We start from the raw sequence: 15,645 nt of genomic DNA, 5'->3' as shown, positions 1-15,645 counted from the left end.
AAGGCGGTTTCTATCGGCATCGAGGTCTATGGACTCGATATGCCACGGCTTTTTCAGACCAAGCGCGATTTCAAACACTTGAATGTCTTTCATAATGTTACGATTATACCACTTCTGACAATTTCGAACTCATCCTTACCCACACAGAATAACGAGGAACCATAAAATGTCGGGAACAATGTTCAAGGGGTTCAGGAAATTCCTGTCGAGAGCTTCCAAAGCCCCATGGCGGGGGCTTTGACAAAGTAGAAATCCGTGCCGTCGGGCAATGTATGGAACCCGTCCTCCAGGGTGTCTGGGTCGTAGATAGATAGAGCTTTTGCTAATTCCATATGTTCATAGCCGATTGCCTCGACTTCTTTGCCCGAGAACAGGGCCGGGTCCGTTGCGTAGATCACTTGGAAACGTCCGTCTGTGGAGCCGTGAATAAGGTGGGCGGCGACCATGGTCCGGTTTTCGAATACTCCTTCGTTATAGAGTTTCAAAGTGGTATTACGTCCCCTATACCCATAGGCTCGTATGATGGCGTCTATTTCAGGGTTCTCCCCACAGGCACGGATTCCCGGGGCCAGGATCAGCAGCTCGCCGCCGTCGGCGATGATCATGCGAGTCCGGTAAATCCCTTTGTTTCCCACCCAGGTCGTCTTAAACTCGTGAGGATCGAGATAGGTAACCACCTTTTTGACGGGGCGGTCCAAGTAGGTGATGTTCAGTTTTTGCGAGAGCTTTACGGCTTCTTCATAGGGCCTTCTGGAGGGGCCAATGTAAAGGCCGTTCAGATGGGTGTCCCTCCCATGTCTAGTTGTGACCGTCAGGATATAGACTAATGGAAAATCCCCGAGAAAGTGTTCCTGCGCGTAATCGAAAACTTGACGTACCGGAGCGTCCCCGTTGCCGAGAGCCTCTTCAATGCCGCACAAGGCGCCCAGCATGTGGGTTTTGTTGATCATTTGCCGCCCGCCGATCCCGACGAAGATGTTCTTGCTGTAGTTTGCCATGCCAACGACCTCGTGGGGAACCACTTGTCCCACGGACAAGATCAGGTCGTATCCTCCCGAGAGAAGCTGCTTGTTGACCTCCACCTCGATATCTGTGGCAAAAAGGCCACCTGAGATCTCCTCGGTTACGTCCGCCGGTACACGACCGATCGAGACAGTATCGGTCTGCCAGCGGTGCGTCAAAAAACATGCTTTAGGTATATGAGGGCCGAACATCTTCAGCCGCTCCCCATCGCTCATCTCCATATGTGTGCCTAAGGCAGGCATTACGTGAACGGTCGCATGGCCTTTCAATTCCCGCCAAAGCAGCCCTGTGATCTCTCCAGCCATAGAATGGAAGCGGGTGAAGTCCGGAGGAATAATCAGCACCTTTTTGAGGGAAGGGTACCCGGCCAGCAGCGTTTTGAGATCTTCGAGGATCTCGGTCTCCGTCAGAGAGCGATGCTCCGACTCTCTATAAATTTCCATTATGATTTCTTCCTCAAGCATTCAAAACTTCAGATATTCAGGATCTGGAATAGCCAGATCGTATCGGCGCTGTTTAGCCGAAAAAGAGGCCAGCACCCAAAAGTAAGTATTCCGTATTCCAGGAGGGGCTACTGTAGGATGATATCCGCAGGGGACCTCGACCATTGTTCCGGAGCGGACTGGATGGACAACAGAGTCCACCATGCCGCCACTTTCAAGATAACTGATGTGGAAACCGAGGGCGGGCGCGGGCATGTCGAGGTAACAATAAACCTCCTCCAAATCCTTTTCGTGCTGATGTGGAGGCCAACTGGTCCAAGATCCATTGCCACCCCAAGTCAATCCACAAATGAGCCGAGATGCCGGTGTTCCTGTGGCTAGCGTGAACATCACCTCACGCCGTCCCGCTCCCTCTCCATGGATCTGGTGGATTTCTCCAATAGGCAGGTCAGGATCGTATTTACGGAAAACCGCCTCTCCGATCCCTTCATAGGGAGCTCCAGCAATGTAGAACACACTATCCTCCAAGGCTGTTAAGGTTACGGAAGTCTGTGCCGGGATGTAGAAAGAATCAAATTTATTCATTTCCTGATCGAGCGAGGGATGTCCACCCAAATATGTGTTGCCATCTATAAGGATGGGATGCAGTTCCAAATTACCGGATTCAATCAGAAAATCTTTGTTTTTTTGTAAGTTTAGTCGGTATACGTGTGCTACACGGCATTCGCTTTTATCGGGAATGATCACAGGGTGGAACCCTGGCTCCTCGGGGGATTGTACTCTCCAACGTTCCATGCGCAAACGGTTTGGATTCATCTCCAGGTCCTCCTGTTGTACATTCGTCTCAAACGACTCTACAAAGAACCGCAACGGAATTTTGTCTTTTTGCCCTAAGAGACCGGTCGCTATTGAGCTTTCAAATGGGCAATGGCTTGTTGTATATGCTCATCCATCAACTTTCGGGCTAATTTGGTTTTTTTATTTCGAATCGCATTTAAAATGATAGAGTGATAATAAATTCCATCCTGATAACCAAATATTTCGTTCATTTGAAGATGAAACAAGAAGGTTGCGTTAAACACCTCTGAGAGGCTTTTTTCCAGAAGCATATTGCCTGAACCTTGCGCAATGCACTTGTGAAACAGGATATCCTGTTCTACAAAAACCTTCCTGTTACCGATATTATCCATCATATTCCGTAAATGCCGTTCCAGCGCCTGTATCAATTCAGGTGTCGGATTCCTAGCGGCGATACGGCATCCTTCGGGTTCTAGAAAGCTGCGAAATTCTAAGACCTTCTCGATATCCATGTAGGTCTTTTGTGCCAGGACAGAGTCTTTGCTGGGAAACACATCCAAAATGTCCCTCTTCACGAAAGTCCCCTTGCCCTGCCAGCTTTCAAGCACCCCCACGCCGACAAACTGCTGTATGGCAACCCGGATGCTTGCACGACTGGCCCCCAGGATATGGGCCAAGGTATTCTCGGACGGAATCTTACTCCCGACAGGCCAGCTTCCATCTTGAATATGTGCCTTCAGATATTCTGAAACCTGTTGGATGACACTTAACTTTGCTTGAAGCGACATGATAGACTCTCTGCGTGTTCTTTGCCGAGGGCGTCTAAAATCGTCCGAGGTGGGGTGTTATCGCACCATTATTTTGCTCAGTGCGGGGACCAAGACCACGGACACAAAAACCATCAGGTAAGCGACAAAGAAAGGGATGCCTGCCTTGGAGATATCCCCCATCTTGAGTTTCGTTACGGAAGATGCTGCGAAGATGTTTACGGCTACGGGAGGGGTCATTGTTCCAATAACGTTTGAGATGCACACGATCATGCCAAAGTGGATGATATCAATACCCATGTTCTGAGCTATTGGCCAGAGCACGGGGACCAGAAGCACAGCTATGGCAATACCCTCCATGAAGGTTCCAAACACCAGCAAGACAACCGCGACCACGACACAAAAAAGTGAAGGACCGAGATTCATCGCAGAAACGGAGGCGACTAGCGAACGGGAGAGTCCGGTAAAAGTGAAAAGCCAGGAGAAGGCTGTCGAGGTTCCGATGATAAAAAGGATCATCGCAGAACTCTTTGCCGATTGCAGAAGAATTGGCACGAGATCTGATGCATGAATTTCTCCATAGATGAACATTCCGGCGATCAATGCCCAGACAACCGCAACTGCAGCTGACTCCGTGGGAGTCAGAAAACCGCTGTAAATTCCGCCCAATATGATGATTGGCAGCATCAGGGCAGGGATTGCCTTAATAGCGGAGACCCAGAACTCGCCGATAGAATATTTCTTCCTCGCTTTGGGCCAGGATTCTTTATAGGCATAGTAGGCCCCCACGCCCATTAGCGCCAGCATGATGATAATACCAATCAGCATTCCGGAGCGGAACATATTTCCAACCGATGCTCCCGTGAGCGTTGCGTAGATCACCATGATGATGCTGGGGGGAATGATGGGGCCCAATCCTCCTGAAATAACCAGAAGTCCTGCCACTCGTTTGGGAGGATATCCGATACGCACCATATCGTCGTAAAGCATGACTCCGATAGCTACTACTGTTGCCGGGGCAGAGCCAGAGAGCGCTGCAAAGAAAGCGCATGCCAAAACTAAGGCAAGTGCCATGCCTCCACGGACTCCACCAATAATGGAATTCGCAAAATCCACGATACGACGCGAAATTCCACCTTTGGTCATCAAATTGCCCGCCAGAACGAAAAAAGCTATGGCCATGATAGATGTGGACTCCAAGCCTCCATAGATCCTTTGAGCAACTGTGGAGATTGAAGCCGACACGTCTGAACTCGCCACGATCGTGAACATTGTTGCTGCGCTCAGCGACAGGGCGATGGGAACCCCGAGAATTAGAAACAACGCGAAGCTGCCGAACAACAAGATGCCTGTCATATGTTCTCCTCCCTCTCCTTCTCGGAGCTTTCCTCCTTTGTGCCTATGAGGTGAGGATTGCAATCCTTCAGCATTCCAACCAGGCTTGCGCTCTGTACCAGCGTAATGACAGTAAAACTCAGAGTCAGTGCAAAATAGGGAATTACCATGGGAATGCCCATTGCGGAGGATGTCTGGCCGCTCAGTAATTGCACTCGAAGGAGCCGGATCGTACTGAATGCGAGTGTTCCGGAGAACACGATGACGATGATCTTTGCCAGGATTCGGACGATTTTGTAGGCTCGTCCTTTCAGACAGTCAATAACAGCTGTAACGGATACTTGAGTACCGTCTCGAAGACCGATTTCCGTGCCGATCAGCACCATGTAGATCTGGCAATACGTCGCCAACTCCTCAAGCCAAGCTAGTCCGGGTAACTTGAAGATATTTCGGTTAAGAACCTGGACAAAAAACATCAACACCATGGACGAAAACGTAACAACCAGGATCGCATTCTCCATCTTTTGGCAGAAACTCAAAATACGCTTCATGATTCCCCCAGTCGCCGATCAATAATTAAGGCAACGGAGGCCCTCAGTCTAATAGAGATTCCGTTGCCTTTTAAACCGGTCGTTCTCAGAACAGGCCTTTATTTAACTGAGGCGAGGACTTCGGTAACGGCAGCTTCCCATGCAGGATCAAACTTCAGCCCTTTTTCTTTGGCTGCCTTCTCGTAGGCGGTTTTCAATGTCATGTGGTCGATATTGTGAAAGGCGACGCCGGCTCCCTTGAGTTTCTCTGTGGCATCCTCGTTGGCTTCGACGAGATATTGGCGCTCGGCATCACAACCCCGTTTAACTGCTGAAAGGAAAGGTTCACGCAAATCTTCCGGGATTTTGTTCCACGCCTCGTTTGACATGCAGAGGAGGATGTAGACAAATGCGTGATTGGAATATGTGATGTTCTTCGTAACTTCATAGAAGCCATTGTTCCAGCAGTTTGCAATTGCGTTTTCCGCTGCGTCGATGGTTCCCTGCTGTAGTGCCGTAAACTGTTCCCCGGCCGCCATTGCGACAGGCATTGCCCCGAAGGCGCTAAACGCTGTCATGTGGTACTGATTCTGCATGGTTCGAATCTTGATTCCGGTAAAATCCTCAATCTTTGCTATGGGCCTTACCGAAAAGACATTCCGGAACCCGGACTCCATATAGCCGATCACATGCAGACCGAGTTTCTTTGCTTTTTCTTGAATGAGCACTCCGACGGGGCCATCCACTGCCGCATGTGCTTGTTTTGCGTTGGACCATAAAAAGGCTTGATCCAAGATACTCATCTCGGGGATGAAATTAGTCATCACTGAATTCGCTGCCGTAGCAATGTCAATATCACCCGTCATTGCAAGCTCAACGGTGTCGCGCTCCCCTCCAAGCGTACCACCGGCGGCTATTTTGATCTTGATCCTTCCATCGGTGGCCGCTGCAACCTCTTCAGCAACTTTTGCTGCTCCCTTGTAGTATGGAGAAGTCTCAGGATCCACCATGGCTAATTGAAACACCAGCTCGTTCGCTCCTGCACGGAGGCATCCGGAGGCCACAAACATTATCGATAACGCGACAACGCCAAAGACTGCCACTGCTTTCCTCATGATCCGCTCCTCCTCAAGATTTTATTGTGTTCTGCTTAAATTCCGAGAGCCAGAGAAACGCTGATAAAGTTCCAGACGCCTAGAAATACGAGCTTCTATTGCCGTCAACAAACAGCAATCCAAGACAAAAACAGCTCACAAGCAAGTCCAACTTGTAATACAAGATGATTACATTATACTTCTCGTCGAATTAAAAGCAACATTTTGACGTTTTTTTGTGGGCTCTAGTCAAGAAAAAAGACACGATAAGCGAAGAAATCATGATATGAGGTAAACATAGCTTCTTTTTCGTCCTGCTACAGAGTACCATCGGGGACAATGTAGGCTATTTGGAGTTGTAAAAGCCCTTGATGTACACAAATGAGGAAGGCTTGAGTTCCCTTTTGGTTACGAAAATGCCTTCGGTTCGACTCCTCCTTTCGTGAAAAATTTGAAGAAGGACCCCACCGCCGTATATATTTGTACGGACAGCCAGGTGCAGAGAAAGACTGCACGGCGTTACGCTCATCCCAAAAGCATCAAAAGTGCTCCGAGGTACATGGGTTCCCTCGGTCGGAATGAAACAGCACCGTCTGCGGTTGTCCTTGTTTTGAGATACGCCTCTCCCTGCGCGGAACGGGCCGAAAAACGGTTGTCTAAATTCGCGAGAGTTGGTTTAATACCCTGTATCAAGCGAGAAAGGCAAGGTGATCGTCGTGGGACTGCTCGAGGGAAAGACGGCGCTGGTGACGGGCGCCAGCAAGGGGATCGGCAAGGGAATCGCCAAGACCTTCCTGACGGAGGGGGCCAGGGTGATGATTGCGGGCCGCGGGGAGGAGCAGCTGCGCGATGCGGTTCGGGACCTCTCCGCCTATGGCGAGGTGTTCTCCTGCCCTGCGGACGTGAGCCGGGCGGACGACGCCGAGCGCCTCGTCAAGGACGCGGCCTCGCGCATGGGGAGCCTGGACGTCCTGTGCAGCAACGCCGGGATCTTCCCCATGTCCACCATCGCCAAGATGAGCGAGGAGGAGTGGGACCAGATCAACGCCGTCAACGTCAAGGGGCTCTTCCTCTGCGTGCGTGCCGCCGTCCCGATCATGAAGGCGCAGGGCGGCGGGGCCGTCCTCATCACCTCCTCCATCACGGGGCCCATCACGGGCTTCACCGGCTGGAGCCATTATGGGGCCACCAAGGCCGCCCAGCTGGGGTTCATGCGCTCGGCCGCCATCGAGCTGGCGCCCTACGGCATCCGGGTCAATGCGGTGCAGCCCGGAAACGTCCTTACCGAGGGGCTTCAGGGGCTCGGCGAGGAATACCTCGAGACCATGACGAAGTCGATCCCCCTGGGATGCCTGGGGACTCCCGAGGACATCGGTTACGCCATGGCCTTTTTGGGGTCCGACAAGGCCAGGTTCATCACGGGGCAGGCCCTCGTGGTGGATGGCGGACAGATCCTTCCCGAGTCCTCGGACGCGATGGGGGTCATCGAGGACTGAGTTTTTCGGCGTCGGAGGCGGGGGGCGGGGATGCCCGGGCCTTTCGGGGTCCGCGGCGGTGCTCCGTAGATTGTTGCGAAGGCGGAGATGTGATCGATGAAGCTGGTGGCGATCGGAACGGGATACGTGGGGCTGGTCACGGGGACGTGCCTGGCCAAGTTTGGCAACACCGTGGTCTGCGTGGACACGAATCTGGAGCGGGTGGAGGCCCTGAGGCGGGGCGAGGTGCCCTTCTACGAGCCGGGCCTGGCGGAGATGATGGTCCGCAACATTGCGGAGGGGCGGCTCTCCTTCACCTCGGACGTCGGGGAGGCCCTGAGGGGCGCGGACGTCTGTTTCATCACCGTGGGGACCCCGTCGGCCCCCGACGGCAGCGCCGACCTCTCCTACGTCGAGAGCGCCGCGCGGAGCGTGGGCCGGGGGATGACGGGCGACCTGCTGGCGGTCGTCAAGTCGACCGTCCCGGTCGGCACCAACCCCAGGGTCAAGGCGTGGATCGGCGAGGAGCTGAGGGCGCGCTCGGCCGGGTTCGTCCTGTCGATGGCCTCGAACCCGGAGTTCCTGCGCGAGGGGGCCGCGCTGCGCGACTTCCTGGAGCCGGACCGGGTCGTGCTGGGCACGGACTGCCCTGAGGCCCGGGAGCGCCTGAGCGCCCTCTATTCCTTCCTGGAGCCGTCCCGGCTCCTCTTCATGGACATCGCGTCGGCGGAGATGGCGAAGTACGCCGCAAACGCCATGCTGGCGACGCGCATCTCCTTCATGAACGAGATGGCCGGCGTCTGCGACCGCGTGGGCGCCGACGTGGAGGACGTGCGCCGCGCGATGGGGACGGACAGCCGCATCGGCTCCAAGTTCCTCTACGCGGGCTGCGGGTACGGCGGCTCGTGCTTCCCCAAGGACGTCCGGGCGCTGCGCGACTTCGCGCGGAACGCGGGCTACGAGCCCCGCATCCTCACCGCGGTCGACGAGGTGAACGAGCGCCAGAAGGGGGTGCTGTTCGAGAAGCTCTCGGCCCGGCTGGGCGACCTCTCCGGCAGGACCGTCGCCCTGTGGGGGCTGGCCTTCAAGCCTAAGACCTCCGACACCCGCGAGGCCCCGGCCCAGACCCTGATCCGCAGCCTTCTGGAGGCCGGAGCCCGGGTGCAGGCCCACGATCCCCGGGCCATCGAGGAGACCCGCGAGGTCCTCGGCGACCGACGGGGGCTCGTGTACGTCCACGAGCCTTACGATGCGGTGAACGGCGCGGACGCCCTCGTGGTGGTGACGGAGTGGGACATCTACCGTCAGCCGGACTTCGACCGGATCAAGCGGCTGCTCCGGCAGCCCGTCGTCGTGGACGGCCGCAACCTCTACTCCCGGTCCGAAATGCGGCGCCGCGGGTTCGACTACCTCTCCATCGGGCGCCCGGCGGTGCTTGCGGAGCGCGGGGGGGACTGACGTGCCGGACCGCTTGTCGTCCCTCCGACCCCTGATCGACTTTCTCCGCTCGGGACGCATGGCCGACGTCGCCGTGGCGGTTCTGGGCGACGTGGTTCTGGACCGCTACCTCTCCGGCGCCACCTCCCGCGTGTCGCGCGAGGCCCCCATCCCCGTGGTCGTCTGCGGCTCGGAGAGCGACAACCTGGGCGGTGCGGGCAACGTCGCCGCGAACCTCCGAGGACTGGGCTGCCGCGTCCTGCTGGCGGGCGCCGTCGGGTCCGATCCTCCGGCGGAGCGCGTCCGCTCGCACCTCGAGGCGCTCGGCATCCAGGCGGAACTCCTGCCCCGCCGCTCCCCGACCCTGACCAAGAGCCGCCTGATCTGCGGGGGCCAGCAGGTGGCTCGGTTCGACCAGGAGACGATCGAGCCCGTGGAGGAGCAGCAGGCAGAGGCGGCGCTCCGCTTCCTGGAGCGAGCCCTCGCCGGGGGGGCGGGGGCCGTGGTGCTCTCCGACTACGGGCTGGGGTTCTGCACCCCCGAGCTCTGTGCGGCGGTCGTGACGCTGGCCCGTTCCCTTGACGTGCCGGTGTTCGTCGACCCGCGGGGCTCGGATTGGTCGAAGTACCGCGGCGCGTCCGTCGCCACGCCCAATCTGGGCGAGCTGGCGGCGGTCTGCGGCGTCCCCGTCGACAACCGGGACGTCGGCGTGGAGTCGGCCGGGGAGGCTGCTCGTGTCCGTTCGGGGATCGACCGCCTGCTGGTGACCCGCTCCTCGCAGGGAATGAGCCTGATCGGGGAGGGGGCGGTCCACATTCCGGCGCGGCCCGTCGAGGTCTTCGACGTCAGCGGCGCCGGGGACACCGTCATCGCGGTCCTGGCGGCCTTTTCCGCGGCGGGGTTCGGCCTGGAGCCCGCCGCCCGCATGGCCAACGAGGCGGCGCAGCTCGTGGTCACCCGCTCGGGGACCTGTCCGGTCTCGGACCGGGAGCTGCTGGCCGAGTGCTCGCGCGAGGCGGCGCACCTCTTCAGCCCCGTCGCGGACGCGCCGACGGCGGCCCGGCTGGTGCGCGGCTGGCGGGACGAGGGGCTGCGGGTGGTCTTCACCAACGGCTGCTTCGACGTGCTGCACGCCGGGCATTTGGACAGCCTCCGGCGGGCCCGCTCACTGGGGGACCGCCTGGTGGTGGGGCTGAACAGCGACCGGTCCGTGCGGGCGCTCAAGGGGCCGACGAGGCCCGTCAATGCGGAGGAGGACCGGGCGCGGCTGCTGGCGGCGCTCCGGCCGGTGGACCTGGTGGTGGTGTTCGACGAGGACACGCCCGCCGCGCTGCTCGAACGGCTGCGCCCTCACGTGCTGGCCAAGGGCGGCGACTACAGGGCCGAGGACCTGCCGGGCCGGGAGTACGCGGATGAGGTGGTCATCCTGCCGCTGGTGGAGGGGCTCTCCACGACGCGCATCCTGGAGCGCGGGCGCTCGGCCCGGGACTAGAAGGGCCGACCGCGGCAATTCCCCTTGACTTTTCCGCCCCGTTTGGCGCATACTTACGCGCGGTTCCCTCCATCCTGGGGGAACCGCCGGCCGTTCGTACCCGGGGGGTGCGGGCGCCGAGATTTTCGGAGGAGGAGGATCGCCATGCTCGGTTATTCCTGACGTGCCGGATCGCGGTGCACGGGATGCATCGTTCGGTGCGGTCCTTCGAAAGGCCGTTCGCTCCTCGTTCGAGCCTGAGCCTGTCATAAGCTTCGCCCTTCGCCGTACCGTTCGTTGACCCCTCTGCGGGGTTGCCCATCGACGCTCGTATTGTCTGTATTGAATGTGGATGCCTCGTGCCCTTCAGGGTACGGAGCGTTTTGTCGCGCGCTCTCCTGCCGGGAGGGATGCGCTTTCGTCCTGTTTTTTCGAAGGGGAGTGCGTTTGTGTGAAGAGGATCGCCCTGCTTTTGCTCGCGTTCGTTCTGTTCCCGTCCGTGGCCCTCGGTGCGCCGGCCAAGGAGGCCGAGAAGAGGCTGAAAATCTGGTTCGACACCGGCGGCGGTCCGGGCGAGTCCTACGGAACGGTCCTCCAGAACGGGGCGGCCGCGGCCGCCAAGGACCTGGACGTCGACATCACGTTCGTCTATTCCGACTGGAGCGCCGAGAAGATGCTGGAGAATTTCCGTCAGGGGCTGGCCTCGAAGCCGGACGGCATGGTCGTCATCGGGGTTCCCGGCGACGACGCCTACGAGCCCCTGATCGACCAGGCCTATGCCCAGGGGGCCCTCGTCACCTGCGTCGACACGCCGCTGCCCCGCCTGCACCGGAAGTATCAGGCCCGCGGGTTCGGGCTCATCGGCCCCGACAACTACAACCAGGGCAAGATGCTGGCCGAGCGCTGCGTCGCGCAGTTCGGGCTCGAGAAGGGCGACCGCGTCCTCGTCTGGGGGCTCAAGAGCCTTCCCGGCCGCGGCCGACGCGCCCAGGCCATCCTGGACGTGTTCGAGAGGGCGGGGCTGACCGCGGACTACATCGAGATCTCCCCGGAGATCAACAAGGACGCGACCCTCGGCGGACCGGTCCTGACCGGATACCTGTCCTCGAACGAGGACTGCAGGCTCGTCGTCATCGACCACGGGGCCCTGACCGCGCAGTCCGGAAACGCCCTTCGCGCCGCGGGGATGAAGCCCGATCGGGTGGCGGTCGCGGGGTTCAGCCTCTCGCCCGCGACGGCGGAGGCCCTGCGGTCGGGCTACCTGGACCTGGTGGGCGAGGGGCAGCCCTATCTCATCGGGTACCTGGCCGTGGTGAACCTCGTCCAGTCGCACCTTTGCGGCTTCGGCGGCCTGGTGATCGACACGGCGGGCGGATTCGTGGACAAGGAGAACATCGAGAGGATCGCCCCTCTGGCGGAGAAGGGCGTGCGCTGAATATTGGACCGAAAGGAAAAGCGGGAGGAGGGCTCGGGTGCCGCGCTGGTCGAGTTGCGCGGCATCCGTAAGTCCTTCGGGAGCGTCGAGGCCCTGCGGGGCGTGGATTTTTGCGTGAACCCGGGGGAGATCGTGGGGCTCCTGGGCGACAACGGGGCCGGGAAGTCCACCCTGATCAAGGTCCTTTCGGGCCTGCACCGGGCGGACTCCGGGACCTTCTCCTTCGGGGGCCGTGCCGTCGATATGGCGCGGTTCGACGTGTCGGGAGCGCGTGTCATGGGGATCGAGACCGTCTATCAGGATCGGGCCCTGGGCCTGCAGCAGTCCCTCTGGCGGAACGTCTTCATGGGGCGGCATCTGAGGACCCGCTGGGGGCTGATCGACGCGGAGGAGGAGCGCCGCATCACCGCGGAGCTCCTGGCCCGGATGGGGCTCGGGGGGACCCGGCTGACCCCGGACACGAGGGCCGGCGTGCTCTCGGGCGGGGAGCGGCAGGGGCTGGCGATCGGGCGCGCCATGCTCTTCGAGGCGGAGCTCGTGGTCCTGGACGAGCCGACCACGGCCCTGGCCCTGAGCGAGGTGGACAAGGTGCTGGATTTCATCCGGGGGGTGCGGGCGCAGGGCAAGTCCGTCGTGTTCATCACCCACAGCATCGATCACGTCTGGGCGGTCGCGGACCGCTTCGTCGTCCTCTCGCACGGGCGCAACGCCGGGGACTGGACGCGCGGCGGGCTGACGCTGGACGGACTGGTGGCCCGCCTCAGGGAGGCCGCACGATGACCGCCTCGCCGGGCCTCCGCTCGCGCCTCGCGCCCCAGCTCCCCATCACGGCGGTGCTCCTGCTGCTTTGGGGGTTCTTCGTCCTGACGGCGCCCGCCACGTTTCTCTCGCGCTACATCTACGTCTCGTTCATGACCACCATCCCCTTCGTGGCGATCGTCGCGATGGGGATGACGCTGGTCGTCGTGGCGGGGGAGATGGACCTCTCCTTCGCGTCCAACATGGCGATGTCCGGCTTCCTGTTCGCCGTCGTGACCCGTGCCACGGGTTCGCCGCTGGCGGGGCTCGCTGCCGGGCTGGCCGTGGGCGCCGGCATCGGCCTGATCAACGGGCTGGTCGTCGTCGGGACGGGGGTGCCCTCGATCGTCGTGACGATCGGGTTCGACTTCCTCTGGAGGGGCTGCGTGATGCTGCTCTCCGGTGGGCTCGCGGTGGCGCTCCCCTTCGTCCGGGGGCTTCCCGCCGCCTCGTTGTTCGTCGGGCGCGCGGGGGGCACGGTCCCGGCGCAGTTTCTCTGGGCCGCGGGGCTCGCCGTCGTGACGGCCGTGTTCCTGCACCGCACCGCCTGGGGGGACACGCTGCGCTTCATCGGCGACAACCGGGAGGCTGCGCGGATGATGGGGCTTCCCGTGGCACGCGCCCGCGTGGGGGTGTTCGCCTTGCTGGGGCTGATGTCCGCGTTCTCGGGCATTCTGGCGTGCCTGGAGCTCGCCAACTGGTGGCCCACCCAGGGGGAGGGGTACCTGTTGCTGGTCTTCGCCTCCGTCTTCATCGGCGGGACCTCCGTGTACGGCGGAAGCGGAAGCGTGTGGGGGACGATGGCCGGCACCGCGGTGATCGGCATGATCGAGGCGGGGGTCGTCAGCGCGGGGTGGTCCGGCTTCTGGACGCGCTTCGTGCACGGCCTCGTGCTGGTGTTTTCCGTTTCGTTCTACGCCCTGGCCGCGCGACGGCGCAGGACCCGCGGCGTAGACGTTCGATAGGGGGGCTGTGTGCCATGCACGACATCGATACCATCCTGGAGACCATGAGGGAGGCGATCCCCGCCGGGCCGGTGCGGATCAAGGAGGCCGTGGAGGCGGGGCGTAAGGTGGTGGGCTGCTACTGCGCCTACACGCCCTACGAGGTGATCCGGGCCGCGGGAGCCATCCCGGCCGTCCTCTGCGCCACCAGCGAAAAACCCATCGCGGCGGCGGAGGAGCATCTGCCGCGCAACCTGTGCCCGCTGATCAAGGCGAGCTACGGCTTCGCCCTGACCGACACCTGCCCCTACTTCCACTTCTGCGACCTGGTCGTGGGGGAGACGACCTGCGACGGCAAGAAGAAGATGTACGAGCTGCTGAACCGGCTGAAGCCGACCTACGTCATGCAGCTCCCCCAGACCGTCTCCGAGGACGCCGTGGAGCAGTGGCGCGTCGAGATCGAGCGCCTGGCCCGCAGGCTGGAGGAGGCCCTCGGCGTCACGATCACCGAGGAGGCGCTGAGGCGCGAGATCGCCTGGCGCAACGAGGAGCGCCGCACGATGACGGAGTTTTACGCGCTCTCCCGGCGGAACCCGGCCCCGATCTCGGGGCGCGACGTCCATATGGTGAACGAGTTCTTCCGGCTCTCCTTCGGCGACCCCGAGGCGCTCGAGCTGATCCGCACCCTGACGCTCAGGCTGCGCGAGAACTACGACGCGGGCGAACGTCGCGTGTCCCCGGACGCGCGGCGCATCATCGTCACGGGCTGCCCCACCGGAAAGAGCGTGGAGAAGGTGTTCGACGCCATCGAGGAGAACGGGGGCGTGATCGTCGCCTTCGAGAACTGCGGGGGCATCAAGCCCTCCTACGAGTTGACGGACGAGTCGCTGCCGCCCTACGAGGCCCTGGCCCGGAAGTACCTGGGCATCCCCTGCTCCTGCATGACGCCGAACGACAAGCGCCTGGACCTGCTGGAGGGCCTGGTCGGCGACTACGCCGCCGAGGGGGTGGTGGACCTCATCCTCCAGGCGTGCCACACGTACAACGTCGAGACCTTTCAGGTGCACGAGCGCGTCGGGGTCCCCTGCATCACCGTGGAGACGGACTACTATCAGGGCGACGTCGAGCAGCTCGCCACGCGCATGGGCGCCTTCGTCGAGATGATGGGGTAGGCGGGGCATGGAGGCGAGGGATCGGGGGGGCGCGCCGGCGCGGCCCCTCTGGACGATCGGGGTCGACATCGGTTCGGTGGCCGTCAAGGCCGTTCTGATGCGCGACGGGGAATGGATCGACCGCCGCGTCGCCCCCACGGGATGGAACCCCGGCGAGGCGGGGGACGAGGCGTGTGCCGAGCTGCTCCGGCGGAACGCCCTTGATCCGGAGGGGCTCGGGCGGACGGTGGCCACCGGCTACGGGCGCAACGCGGTGAAGGCCGACGGCCGGGTGACGGAGATCTCCTGCCACGCCATGGGGGCCCGCTACCTGTTTCGGGACGGGGACGAGCGCTGCGGGGTGCGCACGATTCTGGACATCGGCGGTCAGGACAGCAAGGCCATCGCCCTGGACCGGGACGGGAACGTCGTCAACTTCCTGATGAACGACAAGTGCGCCGCGGGGACGGGGCGCTTCCTGCAGAACATGGCCATGATGCTGGGCTGCACGCTCGAGGACTTCAGCGCGCTGCCGGATATCGAGCCCCACGCCGTCTCCAGCATGTGTACGGTGTTCGCGGAGTCCGAGGTGGTGGGGCTCCTGGCCCGGGGGGTCGACAAGCGGGCCCTCTCGCTGGGGCTGCTGGACTCCGTCGCCTCCCGCGCGGAGGGGATGCTGCGGCGCGTGGGGCTGCACGAGCCCGTGGCCTTCACCGGAGGGGTGTCCAGGAGCCGGAATCTGGTCGGCCTCCTGGAGAGGCGGCTGGGCTGCGCCGTGCGGGTCAGCCCGGACTCGCAGTTCGCCGGGGCGCTGGGCGCGGCGCTTCTGGCGCAAAAGCAGGCGCGTCGGGGGCGATCGGCGCCCGAGGCGCGCTGATATAATGGATTCCGGAAAAACATGAGCACCGTTGCTCCTGCCCGTTGGGTTTCTGCGTTCGTCCCGT

Annotated in this window: 14 protein-coding genes; 8 read left to right on the top strand and 6 right to left on the bottom strand. The window is 61.1% G+C overall.

Features of this window, described 5'->3' with window-relative positions; genetic code table 11:
• Positions 1-191: 191 nt before the first annotated feature.
• The 6 genes from EII26_RS08020 to EII26_RS07995 form a co-directional block, all read right to left on the bottom strand.
• Entirely contained in the window at positions 192-1,466 is a 1,275-nt protein-coding gene (locus EII26_RS08020; RefSeq protein WP_233572674.1) for a lactate racemase domain-containing protein, read from the bottom strand.
• Positions 1,467-1,487: 21 nt separating this feature from the next.
• On the bottom strand, positions 1,488-2,282 hold the full coding sequence (locus tag EII26_RS08015; protein WP_199735131.1) for a 5-deoxy-glucuronate isomerase: 795 nt from the start codon (positions 2,280-2,282) through the stop codon (positions 1,488-1,490).
• Positions 2,283-2,371: 89 nt separating this feature from the next.
• Positions 2,372-3,052 (bottom strand): FadR/GntR family transcriptional regulator, encoded by a 681-nt coding sequence (locus EII26_RS08010; protein WP_124888632.1) that lies wholly within the window; start codon positions 3,050-3,052, stop codon positions 2,372-2,374.
• Positions 3,053-3,109: 57 nt separating this feature from the next.
• Positions 3,110-4,387 carry a TRAP transporter large permease gene (locus tag EII26_RS08005; RefSeq protein WP_124888631.1) on the bottom strand — a complete coding sequence of 426 codons (1,278 nt, stop codon included), beginning with the start codon at positions 4,385-4,387 and terminating at the stop codon, positions 3,110-3,112.
• Complete coding sequence (locus EII26_RS08000; RefSeq protein ID WP_233572673.1) at positions 4,384-4,851, bottom strand: TRAP transporter small permease; 468 nt, start codon at positions 4,849-4,851, stop codon at positions 4,384-4,386. The genes EII26_RS08005 and EII26_RS08000 overlap by 4 nt, the downstream gene beginning before the upstream one ends.
• 164 nt (positions 4,852-5,015) lie before the next feature.
• On the bottom strand, positions 5,016-6,011 hold the full coding sequence (locus EII26_RS07995; RefSeq protein ID WP_124888629.1) for a TRAP transporter substrate-binding protein: 996 nt from the start codon (positions 6,009-6,011) through the stop codon (positions 5,016-5,018).
• Between the two features lie 695 nt (positions 6,012-6,706).
• On the opposite strand from EII26_RS07995, the gene fabG reads away from it, so the two are divergent.
• The 8 genes from fabG (at position 6,707) to EII26_RS07955 (ending at position 15,578) form a co-directional block, all read left to right on the top strand.
• On the top strand, positions 6,707-7,486 hold the full coding sequence (gene fabG / locus EII26_RS07990; protein ID WP_233572672.1) for a 3-oxoacyl-ACP reductase FabG: 780 nt from the start codon (positions 6,707-6,709) through the stop codon (positions 7,484-7,486).
• 96 nt (positions 7,487-7,582) lie between these two features.
• A complete protein-coding gene (locus EII26_RS07985; RefSeq protein WP_124888628.1) occupies positions 7,583-8,923 on the top strand; it encodes a UDP-glucose dehydrogenase family protein in 1,341 nt (446 codons plus the stop codon).
• 1 nt (position 8,924) lies between these two features.
• Positions 8,925-10,394: a PfkB family carbohydrate kinase gene (locus EII26_RS07980; protein ID WP_199735129.1), complete on the top strand. Its 1,470-nt coding sequence runs from the start codon at positions 8,925-8,927 to the stop codon at positions 10,392-10,394.
• Between the two features lie 430 nt (positions 10,395-10,824).
• Positions 10,825-11,808 (top strand): sugar ABC transporter substrate-binding protein, encoded by a 984-nt coding sequence (locus EII26_RS07975; RefSeq protein ID WP_233572671.1) that lies wholly within the window; start codon positions 10,825-10,827, stop codon positions 11,806-11,808.
• A gap of 3 nt (positions 11,809-11,811) precedes the next feature.
• Entirely contained in the window at positions 11,812-12,588 is a 777-nt protein-coding gene (locus tag EII26_RS07970; protein ID WP_233572670.1) for an ATP-binding cassette domain-containing protein, read from the top strand.
• Positions 12,585-13,571: an ABC transporter permease gene (locus EII26_RS07965; protein ID WP_124888627.1), complete on the top strand. Its 987-nt coding sequence runs from the start codon at positions 12,585-12,587 to the stop codon at positions 13,569-13,571. The genes EII26_RS07970 and EII26_RS07965 overlap by 4 nt, the downstream gene beginning before the upstream one ends.
• A 14-nt stretch (positions 13,572-13,585) precedes the next feature.
• A complete protein-coding gene (locus EII26_RS07960; RefSeq protein WP_124888626.1) occupies positions 13,586-14,722 on the top strand; it encodes a double-cubane-cluster-containing anaerobic reductase in 1,137 nt (378 codons plus the stop codon).
• A gap of 7 nt (positions 14,723-14,729) precedes the next feature.
• Positions 14,730-15,578 (top strand): acyl-CoA dehydratase activase, encoded by an 849-nt coding sequence (locus EII26_RS07955; RefSeq protein WP_124888625.1) that lies wholly within the window; start codon positions 14,730-14,732, stop codon positions 15,576-15,578.
• The last annotated feature ends 67 nt before the right edge of the window (positions 15,579-15,645 follow it).

Source organism: Fretibacterium sp. OH1220_COT-178 (assembly GCF_003860125.1).
Taxonomy (GTDB): Bacteria; Synergistota; Synergistia; order Synergistales; family Aminobacteriaceae; genus CAJPSE01.
The sequence above is the reverse complement of the archived record's forward strand: the minus strand, read 5'-3'. Positions and strand labels throughout refer to the sequence as shown.